At 66.9% G+C, this 12,428-nt stretch carries 12 protein-coding genes; 3 read left to right on the forward strand and 9 right to left on the reverse strand.

The window, feature by feature from the left end; all coding sequences use genetic code 11:
- Positions 1-3: 3 nt before the first annotated feature.
- Entirely contained in the window at positions 4-705 is a 702-nt protein-coding gene (locus HQ314_RS10270; RefSeq protein WP_056440961.1) for a type 1 glutamine amidotransferase domain-containing protein, read from the reverse strand.
- A gap of 135 nt (positions 706-840) precedes the next feature.
- Between HQ314_RS10270 and HQ314_RS10275 the strand changes: the two genes are divergently transcribed.
- Positions 841-1,233, forward strand: a complete 393-nt coding sequence (locus HQ314_RS10275; RefSeq protein WP_027506026.1) for a hypothetical protein — start codon at positions 841-843, stop codon at positions 1,231-1,233.
- On the opposite strand, the gene HQ314_RS10280 is transcribed toward HQ314_RS10275, so the two are convergent.
- Positions 1,176-1,886, reverse strand: coding sequence for a YitT family protein (locus HQ314_RS10280; protein ID WP_222649961.1), 711 nt, complete (start codon positions 1,884-1,886; stop codon positions 1,176-1,178). The genes HQ314_RS10275 and HQ314_RS10280 overlap by 58 nt on opposite strands.
- A gap of 242 nt (positions 1,887-2,128) precedes the next feature.
- Here HQ314_RS10280 and HQ314_RS10285 point away from each other — a divergent pair, with 242 nt between their 5' ends.
- Positions 2,129-3,544 (forward strand): diguanylate cyclase, encoded by a 1,416-nt coding sequence (locus HQ314_RS10285; protein ID WP_222649962.1) that lies wholly within the window; start codon positions 2,129-2,131, stop codon positions 3,542-3,544.
- A 6-nt stretch (positions 3,545-3,550) separates the two neighbouring features.
- On the opposite strand, the gene HQ314_RS10290 is transcribed toward HQ314_RS10285, so the two are convergent.
- A complete protein-coding gene (locus tag HQ314_RS10290) occupies positions 3,551-4,258 on the reverse strand; it encodes a YoaK family protein (RefSeq protein WP_222649963.1) in 708 nt (235 codons plus the stop codon).
- Positions 4,259-4,299: 41 nt separating this feature from the next.
- On the opposite strand from HQ314_RS10290, the gene HQ314_RS10295 reads away from it, so the two are divergent.
- Complete coding sequence (locus tag HQ314_RS10295) at positions 4,300-4,842, forward strand: YceI family protein (RefSeq protein WP_222649964.1); 543 nt, start codon at positions 4,300-4,302, stop codon at positions 4,840-4,842.
- Positions 4,843-4,893: 51 nt separating this feature from the next.
- On the opposite strand, the gene dnaB is transcribed toward HQ314_RS10295, so the two are convergent.
- From dnaB to rpsF, 6 genes are all read right to left on the reverse strand, one after another.
- Positions 4,894-7,533 (reverse strand): replicative DNA helicase, encoded by a 2,640-nt coding sequence (gene dnaB, locus HQ314_RS10300; RefSeq protein ID WP_222637870.1) that lies wholly within the window; start codon positions 7,531-7,533, stop codon positions 4,894-4,896.
- 571 nt (positions 7,534-8,104) lie between these two features.
- Positions 8,105-10,378 carry a SulP family inorganic anion transporter gene (locus tag HQ314_RS10305; protein WP_374197828.1) on the reverse strand — a complete coding sequence of 758 codons (2,274 nt, stop codon included), beginning with the start codon at positions 10,376-10,378 and terminating at the stop codon, positions 8,105-8,107.
- Between the two features lie 338 nt (positions 10,379-10,716).
- Positions 10,717-11,169, reverse strand: a complete 453-nt coding sequence (rplI, locus tag HQ314_RS10310) for a 50S ribosomal protein L9 (protein ID WP_027506022.1) — start codon at positions 11,167-11,169, stop codon at positions 10,717-10,719.
- Positions 11,170-11,183: 14 nt separating this feature from the next.
- A complete protein-coding gene (gene rpsR, locus HQ314_RS10315) occupies positions 11,184-11,426 on the reverse strand; it encodes a 30S ribosomal protein S18 (RefSeq protein WP_027506021.1) in 243 nt (80 codons plus the stop codon).
- Positions 11,427-11,473: 47 nt separating this feature from the next.
- On the reverse strand, positions 11,474-12,025 hold the full coding sequence (locus HQ314_RS10320) for a single-stranded DNA-binding protein (protein ID WP_027506020.1): 552 nt from the start codon (positions 12,023-12,025) through the stop codon (positions 11,474-11,476).
- Between the two features lie 79 nt (positions 12,026-12,104).
- The gene (rpsF, locus tag HQ314_RS10325) at positions 12,105-12,392 is read right to left on the reverse strand and encodes a 30S ribosomal protein S6 (RefSeq protein ID WP_027506019.1); all 288 of its coding nucleotides are present in this window, start codon (positions 12,390-12,392) and stop codon (positions 12,105-12,107) included.
- Positions 12,393-12,428: the final 36 nt, after the last annotated feature.

Here is a 12,428-nt window from a genome sequence, read left to right on the forward strand (position 1 = left end):
CCGTCAGCTCAGAGCAGCGACGAGCCGATCCGCCAATGCCTTGGTCGATGCCGGGTTCTGGCCGGTGTAGACGGTGCGGTCGACGATGACGTGGGGCGACCAGGCATCCGCCGCCGAGAAGCTCGCTCCACCCTCACGCAGACGGGTCTCGAGCAGCCAGGGCGCCTTGTCGGCCAGTCCGGCCTGCTCCTCCTCCTGGTTGGTGAAGCCCGTGAGCTGGTAGCCGGAGAAGGGCCAGCTGCCGTCGTCGCGCTTCGCCGACAGCAGCGCGGCGGGTGCGTGGCACACGGCCGACACGATCTTGCCCGAGTCGAGGAACTCGGTGACCAGGGCGCCGAAGTCGTCCGACACCGCGAGGTCCTCCATCGGACCGTGGCCACCGGGGACGAAGACCGCGTCGAAGGACGACGCCGTCTGATCCTCGAGGCGCGCGGGTGACGCGAGCACGTCCTTCACCGACTCCAGGTACGACTTCAGGTCGGCGACCTTGGCCTCGTCGCCGCCGTTCGCCTCGACGGCCAGCGATCCTTCGTCGACGGTCGGGGTCACACCACCGGGCGTCGCGACGACGATGTCCCAGCCGGCCTCGGTGAAGGTCCGGTGCGACTCGACGAGCTCCTCCGCCCAGTAGCCGGTGGGGTGCGCGGTCCCGTCCTTCAGCGTCCAGTGATCCGATCCGGTGACCACGTACAGAAGCTTCGTCATGCGGTGATGTCCGTTCGTCGAGGGGTACTTGCCGTCATGGTGTACCCGTCCGCGCCGTGCTGACCCGGGAACGGATGAAGCTCACCGGTCGTTGGGGGAGTAAAGCCCGTCACACCACACTCTGCGAGGTACACCATGAGCGGTAAAGGACAGTTCGGTTTCGATCCCGAGGACTTCGAGCGCGTCGCTCGCGAAGCGGGTGAGGGCCTGCGGGACATGCTGGGCCAGGCCATGAAGATGGCCGATCAGTCGGGCGGAGGCGCTCCGTGGGTCGGCATGTTCACGCCCGCCGCGACCAAGTCCACCCCGGAGCCGGAGACCACGGGTCAGAAGGGCGACGGGGTGTGGGCCGTCTACTCCGTCGACTCCGACGGGTCGGCGAGCGTCGATCAGGTCTTCGCGACCGAACTCGATGCTCTGCGTGCCCACCGGGACAACGTGGATCCGAATCGCAAGGTCCGCTTCCTTCCCTACGGTGTCTCGGTCGGGATCCTGTCGGCCGGTTCGGAGCTCTCCACCGAGGAGTGATCTCCTCCTGCTCGCACCGTGCACTTCCGGGCCGTGAACTTCTGGGCCGTGAACTTCTGGGCCGTGAACTTCTGGGGCATCACGCCGAGGAAGAAGTGCACCAGCGGCCCGATCGCGAGCGCGTACAGCACCGTCCCCACACCGGCCGTGCCGCCGAGGAGCCATCCGGTTCCCAGCACCGCGAGTTCGATGGCCGTGCGCACCAGGCGCACGGACAGTCCGGTCCGCGCGACTAGTCCTGTCATCAGGCCGTCGCGCGGACCCGCGCCCAGGCCGGCCGAGATGTAGGCCGCCGTGGCGAGACCGTTGAGGACGATCCCTCCGGTGAGCAGCGCTGCGCGTGACGGGATCGAGGTGACATCGGGCAGCCAGTCCAGCGCGAGGTCGACGCTCACCGCGATGATGACGATGTTCGCGACGGTTCCGATGCCCGGCCGCTGACGCAGCGGGATCCACAGCAGCAGCACCATCACGCCGGTCACCGCCGTGATCGCCCCGAAACTGATCGGGAGCCGTGCGGTCAGCCCCTGGTGGAACACGTCCCACGGGTTGAGCCCGAGACCACCGGTGATCATCATGGCCATCGACGTGCCGTAGAGCGTGAGGCCACCCACGAGCAGGGTGGTCCGGAGTGCGAGGTCGCGGGCGTTCATGTCTCGAGTCTGTCCGCCCGTCCGCTGCTCGAGTCCAGTCCACCGACCGGCAGTGGACTGAATATCGGTCCCCGTACCGGAACCGGAGACGTGGGCGAGCGCGGCGCCTCAGCGCGAGTGAGCAGTCTGTCGCATCGGTCGCCACGTGCGGTTGCGGTAGTAGATACTGCACTCGATAACAACGAAGCCGTTGGGGACGACTGAGATGTCACAGGGGGTTCCCGTCCATGCGAAGGACGACCTTGCCTGCGACACCCGAGCCGGACATGCGCAGTCCGGCCGCGCGCGCTGCGACCGACATCGCCCTCCTGACCGCCGCCGTCTTCATCGCGGCAATCATCGGAATCCATTCGCGGCCACCGGGACTTCTTGCCTCGGTGTGGGTGGCCAACGCGGTGGCGCTGAGCGTCTTCGTACGCTGGCCCCGCACCTTCACCGCGCCGGCGGCCGTCGCAACGCTGCTCGCCCTCGTCACCGCGGACCTCGTCTCGGGTACCGACGTCTACGCTGCGGTCGCGTTCAATGTCGCGAACATCGTCGGGGTCCTCGGAGGCACGCTGGTGATCCGGCGGCGGCACCCCGAGCCGATGACCCTCGCGGGATCCGCGGACTTCGCCAGAATGTGCCTCGGCATCGTCGCCGCCGCTCTCCTGTCGACGACCGTCGCCACCCTCTCGAGCAGCCGGCTGGGACCGCACGCACCCGCCGTCGAGGCTCTGAGCTGGTTCGGATCCGAGCTCACCAGCTACCTGCTGATCGTCCCCGTCCTCCTGTCCTTCCGCGCGTCGACGCCGCGCCGCCGCACCGGCCCCGCCTCGCTCCGGCGCCTGATCACGGGTGAGACGGCACCGATCGCGCTGACCGTCCTGCTGATGCTGGCCGGTCTCATCGTCCAGGGCCCGTTGCTGCTCGCGCTGCCGCTGCCCGCGCTGCTCTGGTGTGCCACCCGCATCCCCATCTTCGGCACCGCGCTGCTCACCGCACTGTGGTCCGCGTGGACGCTGCTCTTCCTCGGACGCGGGGAACTCCAGACCGGTGGACTGCTGGGCGCGGACGGCCAGGACGGCGCCTCCGCGGTGCTGTCCGTCGCGTTGGTCGCACTCGGACCGCTGCTGGTCGCCGCCGTGTCGCTGGACCGGATGGCCGTGCAGAACAAGCTCCGCGAGGCCCTCGAGTACGACAGTCTCACCGGCGTCCTCTCCCGCGCCGCCTTCCTGCGACGGAGCCAGCAGCGCCTCGACACCCTGATCACCGACTCGCGGCCGGTCGCGCTGCTCATGCTCGACCTCGACCACTTCAAGTCCATCAACGACACGCTCGGCCACGCCGTGGGCGACATCGCGTTGGTCCGCAGCGCCGCCTGCATCCTCGGTGCCTTACCGGACGACGCGATCGCCGGGCGCATGGGCGGTGAGGAGTTCGCGATCCTCCTCCCGCACGCGGATCAGGAGGACGCCGCCTCCATCGCCGACTCGATCCGCCGCGATCACGAACGGCTGCACGTCCTCTCGTCGCGCACGGCGACGGTGAGCATCGGGTTGGCCTGGACGAGCTACGCCCCGCAGTCCGTCTCGCCGCTGCTCGTGTCCGCGGATCATGCGCTGTACGACGCGAAGCGACGCGGCCGGAACACGGTGGTCGCGGTCAGCCTCGACTGACCGACGTCAGGCGGCGACCTGCCATGGTCGCTCGCGGCGCCCCACCGCCCACACGACCACGAGGATCGCCGCGAACAGCGCGGCCACGAGCACCAGCGTCGCCACCACACCCGAATGCAACACCACCACGGTGCCCAGGATCGCACCGAGGAACATGGCGACGACGGAGGAGAGCCGACGCAGTACAGCCGCCCCGTCCCGTTTCCGGAGATCGGACCCGATGCCGGTGAGGGCCATCGTCAGCACGGTGGTGGTCATGTCCGGGACGGCGAGATGCCGCACCGCCGCATTCTGCAGCCCCAGGCCCAGCGCGAGCAGCACGACGATGACGTATCCGCGGCCGGGACCGTCCACCATGAGAATCGCGGCGATCAGCGATGCGAGCGCGAGGACGAACTCGACCCCGAGTGCGTTGCGTAGCAGATGATCTCGTCGACCACCGGCCCGCGTGATCAGTGTTCCACCGACCATCGCGCCCACCAGGAATCCGACCAGGGCGAGCACCGAGCCCCACAACGAGAAACCGGCCGCCCCGCCCAGTGCGAAACCGATGAACACGACGTTGCCCGTCATGTTGGCCACGAACACTCGACCGAGAGCCAGCAGGCTGAGCGCGTCGATCGCACCGGTGACGACCGTGACGGCCAGCAGGATCATCGGCAGCGGCCCGTGGCGGGGATGCGCGACGTAGTCCGAGAAGCCATGTGTGGTCACGGCCACGCATTCTGCCCCAGCAGCGCGGATACAGTCGGGTGATGACCACCTCGAGCAGGACCCTGACCGCGGCGGACGGCACGCTGAACGTCCACACCGGGGTGACCGGTCGAGCGTCGAAGATGGGGCACCGGCTGACCATCGCGTTCCGCGACTGGAGCGTCACCGTCGACGAGTCGGACGGCGCTCCGACGGCCGTCACGGTTCGGGTGCGCGTCGACTCCATGGAGGTCGTCAGTGGCGAGGGCGGCGTCACACCGATGTTCGGCCCCGAGAAGATGCTCGCGCGGTCCAACGCCCTCGGCACGCTGGACGCGTCGGACCATCCCGAGATCCGCTACGACGCGACCACCGTCGAGTCGACGAAGGACGGCTACCGTCTCGACGGCACGCTGACGATCCACGGCGTGACACGCGAGCACACCGTCGACCTTTCGGTCTCCACCTCCGACGGGACGACGCACGTCGCCTTCGACGCGGTGGTGACGCAGACGGACTTCGGCGTGAAGCCCTACTCCCAGCTGCTCGGATCGATGAAGGTCGTCGACGACGTCGACGTGTCCTTCTCGGCCTCGATCTCGTAGCCCTGCCCCGATCTCCCAGCCGGCCCCGATCTCCTGGCCGGCCTCGGCGGACTAGCCGCGCGCCATGTCGACGAAGCGCGACAGGTGCAACTGGTGCGCCACCGTGATGGTGGCCGTGGGTCCGTTGCGGTGCTTGCCGAGGATCAGGTCGGCTTCGCCACCGCGGGGATCGTCGCGCTCGGTCGCATCCGGACGGTAGAGCAGGATGACCATGTCGGCGTCCTGCTCGAGCGAGCCGGACTCACGCAGGTCGGAGACCATCGGCTTCTTGTCCGTGCGCTGCTCGGGACCACGGTTGAGCTGACAGATGGCGACCACCGGAACCATGAGCTCCTTGGCCAACAGCTTCAGCGATCGCGAGAAGTCCGAGACCTCCTGCTGACGCGACTCCACCTTCTTGCCGGACGACATCAGCTGCAGGTAGTCGATGACGATGAGCTTGAGATCGTGTCGCTGCTTGAGTCGCCGCGCCTTGGCGCGGATCTCCATCATGGTGAGGTTGGGGGAGTCGTCGACGAAGAGTGGTGCCTCGCTGATCTCGCTCATCCTGCGGGCGAGGCGGGTCCAGTCGTCGTCCGTCATCTTTCCCGAGCGCATGTCGCCGAGCTTGATCTTGGCCTCGGCGGAGAGGAGACGCATGACGATCTCGGTGCGGCTCATCTCGAGCGAGAACATGACGCTGGCCATGCCGTGTTTGATGGAGCACGAGCGCATGAAATCCATTCCGAGAGTGGAGTTGTGTGTCGGCACCATCGAACGACCGGCGAGATAGAGGTGGTCCGTGTTATCGACCTCGACACATCTGACCGGCACCGAGTCGACGCGACGAACGTCGACGATGAAGCGACTCGAAGACCTGGACACATTCGACGAGGCACGACGCTCTTTGTGCAGCAACTGCTTTCGATGCAGACCGAAGACCACATCATCGGTCGAGAAGGTAAGTGTGAACGCCGTCGACGACGCCTCGGTGCGTCCTGCCACCCTCTTCGTCGATCGATGTACTCGGTACCCCAGACTGACGATGAGTTCCTCGACGTCGAGTGCCAGTCGCTCATTGGTGACACTGAACTGCGCGGATCCGCCTGCCGTGACGGTCCCGTCGGTGTCCAGCAGGCCGGCGAGTACAGCTCGCCGCTGCGACTCCGACGACCTGAGGTACTCCATGGGAATGTGCTTGTTGTTCAATACACCGAGTGTTCGGAGGCGAGCTTGCACCGTCCCCGTGGCGTTTCGGCACTTCTGGCACATCCGAAGTCCGGTGCACAGCTCACCGCAGAGCGGGCACAGCGGCTGATCCACCACGTCATCCTGGAAACGAGCCCGGCCACCGCATGAACGGCCGCAGGTACGCACCTGAGAAGAGAACGGCACGAAGCGTTTTCCGCACACCGTACAGAACTTGGCCGGTACAGGTTCGGGTGCGGGAAGCTGAATCGAGTATCGCAACTCAGCAGCTGCGGATCGAACGGCCACCAACCCCTCACCTTCGATCCGAGCAATGATCTCGGGATCGTCGGAGGTGATCTGCGCGCAAGCGCTGGTGCCGTCCCCCAACCACGCGCCCAGCGTGTAGGGAGGGACGGAAAGGACCGCGTCCGGACGCTGGATCGGCTTCGCGTTGGTCACCGAGTGATTCAGTCGAGCGTCCTTGGTCGCGCACCTGACCGAACCGGCGATCTGCTCGGTGGTTCGCACCTCGGCGAACGTTCCTTGGTTCTTGGTCCTGTTGTATCGAGCAGCCGCAGCCTGCGCCGACTTTCGCGATGCGCGGGTATCCGTGAGCCACTGATGCTCCGCGTCGGCCACGATGACCGTGCCGTCGGAGAACTCGACCTCGTAACACGGCCTACCGACCATCACGTCGGTCGCAGCGACGACCCGAGTCGCAGATCCGGACGCATCGATGAGGTGGTCCCCGACCTCGACTTCACCCATCGTCGTCCACCCAGTGGGCGTCGCCAACGGCGTGTCGAGGGCGAGCGCCTTGCCCACACCAGGCCTCGCCGCGACGATGATCATCTGGCCCGGATGCAGACCGTTGGTCACCTCGTCGAGCTCGGTGAAGCCGGTGGGGACACCGTTCGACATGCCGCCGCGGCTGGCGATGGAGTCGATCTCGTCCATCGTGGGCTGCAGTAGCTCTTCGAGTTGGACGAAGTCCTCCGCGGTACGCCGCTCGGTGACCTCGTACACCTCGGCCTGAGCCCGGTCGACGACTTCGGACACGTCCTGACCGTCCGCGCCCGCGTAGCCGAACTGGACGATGCGCGTACCGGCCTCGACGAGGCGACGCAGGATCGCCTTCTCGACGACGATCTCGGCGTAGAACGACGCGTTGGCCGCCGTGGGGACCGTCTGCGTCAGCGTGACGAGGTAGGGCGGGCCGCCGATGCGCTTGAGCTCACCGCGCCGTTCGAGCTCCGCGGAGACGGTGACCGGGTCGGCGGGGTCGCCACGGCCGTACAGATCGAGGATGGCGTCGTAGACCATCTGGTGAGCCGGGCGGTAGAAGTCGCCGGGACGCAGAACCTCCAGGACGTCCGCGATGGCGTCCTTGCTGAGCAGCATGCCGCCCAGTACCGACTGCTCGGCAGCCATGTCCTGAGGGGGCTGACGACCGAAGTCCTCACCGGGCGCCTCGGACGGCCCCTGGTAGTCGTTCGTTCCCCGATCGTCCACGACTGCCACAGAAGTTCGCCGCCCTCTCGCTCGACCGAAGCTCGCCCCCGGAGATCTCGTCCGTCCTCGGCCGTGTCGGCCGAGTCCGTGCTCACCACGTTGTACCCCCGGCCTCCGACACGGTCCGAACAGGTGACTGCACGCGCGTGCGCGAGCGGCTGTCCGGCGGTCGACGAGGCCCGTCGATGGTGTGCCGGAGGGACGTTAGGTGCTCGGTCCGCCAGCACCAAACGGGCCTGTTGAGCAATCTGTGGACGGGGTGTGGACAACGCAGGCGAGTCGTGTTGACCACCTGTGCAGAACCTGTGCAGCAACAAGATCACACAGCCCATCAGTGCACGTCAGGGCGATTTCGCAATTTTTCTCTCTGTGGATGAATCCGCACTCGGCGTGTCCTGCCGACTTGACATGTCGGGCGTGTCAGGTCTCCATGGCTGGGGTTATCAACATGACCTGGGTCACATGTCGGTATCCGCCGGTGAAACCGCCGAGTGATTCTGATCCGGTCCGGATAACGGCCGCCGGACACGCGACGGGGCGCCGCGATGCAGTGCATCGCGGCGCCCCGTGGAGACCCTGGTCAGTTCTGCGCTTGCTCCTGATCGAGCTCGGTGACCGAGGCCGCGTCGACGAGCACGACCCGCGCCGTGGGAATGTCGAAGAAGAGTCCGACCACCTTGAGCCTCCCCTCGGCGACCGCCTTGCCCACCACGGCGTGACGCGACAGGGTCTGCAGTTGTACTGCCACGTTCACCATGGCGAGCTGGTCGATCTCGGAGAACCCCAGCTCTGCGGCATCCCGCGCGACGGGGTGGCCACTCCGGAACGCACTGAGGCTCGCCCGGCCGTGCGAGAGCCACTCACCCACCACCCCGTCGGCGTCGTGGGCGTCCGCGAGCAGCCCCCGCATGGCTCCACAGCCGGAGTGGCCGCAGACCACGACGGAACTGATGGCGAGCGTGTTCACGCCGTACTCCAGAGCGGCCTCGAGCGACGTGTCCGGATCACCGACCGGGATCAGATTGCCCATGTTGCGGACGGTGAAGAGGTCGCCGGGTCCGGCGCTGGTGATCGTGTTCGGCAGCACGCGCGAGTCGACACAACTCAGGAAGAACGTGTCCGGGTCCTGGAACTCGCTCAGCTTCTCGAGGTGCGGGCGCATGGACGACGCGCTGCGACGGTGGTATTCCTCGACACCGGCCAGGACCGGCCGGAGTGCCGCCGGGGTGACGGCGTCGGCGGTGAACGGCCCGGAGTGGCTGTCGACGGTCTGCCATTGCGACCACGGCATGAACGTGCGCGCGGACAGCATGTGGGGCATGCGTCTCGGTGGCCCGGCCGTGGCCGACGCCATGTCCACGGCGCCGACCTCGTCGACGACGACGGTGCCGCCCGTCGCCTCGTACTGCTTCGTCCACTCGTGCAGCGCGTCGTACACCGCGTGGTCGAGGAAGTCGACGGTCAGCTCGATCGTCACGGATCGGCCGGCAGGAACGGACTGCAGCACCCGCGTGAGGCGAGGAAGCGACAGGAAGCTGAGCGATCCCTCCACCACGACGCGCCAGGAGTCCTCGGTGAGCTGCTCGGCACGCACCCGTGCCCACAGCACGCGGCGCAACACCAGCAGGACGGAGATGGCGAGCCCGATCAGCACACCCTCGAGCAGATTGAGGGTGACGACACCGACGACCGTCGCCGCGTACACCACCACGTCGCCGGTCCTCGTCGCCGAGCGGATGTCCGCGAGCTTGACCAGCTGCACACCGATCATGACGAGCAGACCTGCCAGTGCGGCGTAGGGGACCAGCTCGACCACACCGATGAACAGGACCGAGAAGATGAGAACCCAGACACCGTGCAGCACAGCCGAAGCGGGGGATCGGGCGCCGGATCGGACGTTGGTGGCGCTGCGCACGATGACGCCGGTGACGGGCAGTCCGCCGGCGACACCGGACACCATGTTGGCGGCGCCCTGACCCATGAGTTCGCGATCGAAGTTGGTGCGTCTGCCCGAGTGCATCTTGTCGATGGCGACTGCGGAGAGCAGACTCTCGACGCTCGCGATCAACGCGATGGTCAGCACACCGGTCGCGAACGCTGCCCACTGCCCGTCCGGGAATGCCGGCAACTCCACGGCCTCGATCAGGTTGCCGGGCAGATCGATTCGTTCGACGTTCATCGAGAAGGCCAGTGAGAGACCGGTTCCCGCGACCACGGCCACCAGCGGGCCGGGGACCTTACCGAGTGGGCCGGTGATGCGCGGCCACAGCAGCATCAGCGCGACGACCACGCCGCCGATGGCGACCGGCGCCGCCTCGGCGTTCAGGATCGACGAAGGCAGGGACGTGATGTTGGCGACGGCGGAACTCCGGCTCTCCCCACCGAGCAGCACGTGGATCTGCTGCAGCGCGATGGTGATACCGATACCGGCCAGCATCGCGTGCACCACCACCGGCGAGATGGCGAGCGCCTGGCGGGCGATACGGCTCAGACCCAGCGCCACCTGCAGCACACCGGCGAACACCGTGATGAGACACGTGATGCGCCAACCGAACTGGTTCACCAACTCGGCCACCACCACGGTCAGGCCGGCGGCCGGCCCGCTCACCTGCAGCGGGGACCCACCCAGCGCACCGGCGAGGATGCCGCCGATGACGGCCGCGATGAGGCCCGCCATGACGGGAGCGCCGGAGGCCACCGCGATTCCGATGGAGAGCGGTACCGCCACCAGGAACACCACCAGAGACGCGGGCACGTCGTACCGGGCGACGCTCGCCAGCCGGTCGCGCGGTGTGGGGCTCGGGGCGGGTACGGGTGGTTCGGCGGGGGACGAGCGATCGAGTTGTGCAGTCACGGTGAAGCCTCCAGGCGGACACGGATGGTGTGGGTCTGTGCGGTTTCGTCGGTGCAGAACGCCCGGTCTCTCCTCGGGGCGCATCGTTGTTCAAGACATCTCGAAGAGTACGTAAAGGTTTCGGCGCACCCTCGGCGTCGGACGGTGCTCGGGCCGCGTCTGCTCCGAGGTTTGGGGACGGTGCCAGTGGACCCACCCGGAAACACTCACCGCGTACAGAATCACCACCTCGCCCACGCCGGAGGACGGCCGAGACAGGCAGGAAAAGAACGAACGCAAACGCAGAATGCCCCGGCCGAGAATCGGCCGGGGCATTCGGTACTGCGTGTCGGTGATGCTTACGAGGCGGTGACCTCGAGGTCGAACGACGCCGTCACATCGGGGTGCAGCGCCACGGTGATGCGGTGCGTTCCGGTGGACTTCACGTGCGACTTCGGCAGTTCGATGCTGCGCTTGTCGAGCACCGGGCCACCGGCGCTCTTGACGGCAGCGGCGACGTCGGCTGCGGTGACCGCACCGAAGAGCTTGCCCGAGCCGCCGGTTCGCACCGACAGCGTCACGGACGTCAGGCCCTCGATGGCCTGCTTGAGCTCGTTGGCATGGTCCAGCCCGCGCACGGCGCGAGCTTCCTGGGCACGACGGATGCCCTCGACCTGCTTCTGTGCTCCGCGGGTGGCCGCAATGGCCAGTCCACGGGGCAGCAGGAAGTTACGTCCGTAGCCGTCCTTGACCTCGACGGTGTCTCCGGGTGCGCCGAGGTTGTCGACATCAGCGGTGAGGATGAGCTTCATGGTTACCTTTCCCCTTATCGCGCAGTCGCGGCGTAGGGCAGCAGTGCTACCTCACGCGAGTTCTTGACTGCGATGGCGATGTCCCGCTGGTGCTGGACGCAGTTGCCGGTGACACGACGAGCGCGGATCTTGCCGCGGTCGCTGACGTACTTACGCAGCAACGTCGTGTCCTTGTAGTCGATGGACGTGTTCTTTTCCTTGCAGAAGGCACAGACCTTCTTCTTGATCACCTTGTCGCGCAAAGGCGGTTTAGGCATGGACAATCTCCGAATCTTGATTCACTGCATGTGTGGTGCGTACCGGATCAGAACGGCGGTTCGTCGTCGCCGCCGCCACGGGAGCCACCGAACGATCCCGATGCCTGCGGGGCACTGCCCCACGGATCGTCACCGCCCGAGCTGCCACCGGACGAACGGCTCGACGAGCCACCCGATCCACCGGAGGAACCACCGAACCCGCCGCCGCTGTTGCCGCCGCCTCCGCCGCTGCCACGACTGACCTTGTTGACCTTGGCCGTCGCGTACCGCAGGGAGGGACCGACCTCGTCGACCTCGAGTTCGACGACAGTGCGCTTCTCGCCTTCACGCGTCTCGTAGGAACGCTGCCGCAACCGACCCGTCACGACGACTCGCGCACCGCGGGTGAGCGACTCCGCGACGTTCTCCGCAGCCTCGCGCCAGATGTTGCAGCGCATGAAGAGTGCGTCGCCGTCCTTCCATTCGTTGGACTGACGATCGAACGTGCGGGGCGTGGACGCGACGGTGAAGTTCGCGACCGCTGCACCTGCGGGGGTGAATCGGAGTTCGGGATCGGCCGTCAGGTTCCCGACGACGGTGATGACGGTTTCGCCTGCCATGATTCCTCTTTCTCGTGCCTTGTCAGCGCATGATCTTCTCGGTTGCCGTCAGCCTAGGGCGAGACGGTGACACGAGGGATCACTTGCCGCGGCGCAGAACCTTGGTGCGCAGCACCGATTCGTTCAGGCCGAGCTGGCGATCGAGCTCCGACACCGTGGCGGGCTCCGCGTTGATGTCGATCACCGCGTAGATGCCTTCGGCGTGCTTCTCGATCTCGTAGGCGAGACGGCGCTTTCCCCACACGTCGACCTTGTCGACCTTGCCGCCGTCCTTGCGGATGACGTTCAGGAACGTATCCAGCGACGGGGCGACCGTGCGCTCGTCGAGATTGGGGTCGAGGATGACCATCAGTTCGTAATGACGCATAAGACCTCATCACCTCCTATGGACTGTGAAACGGTC

Source organism: Rhodococcus sp. BP-332, from assembly GCF_019836065.1.
Taxonomy (GTDB): domain Bacteria; phylum Actinomycetota; class Actinomycetes; order Mycobacteriales; family Mycobacteriaceae; genus Rhodococcoides.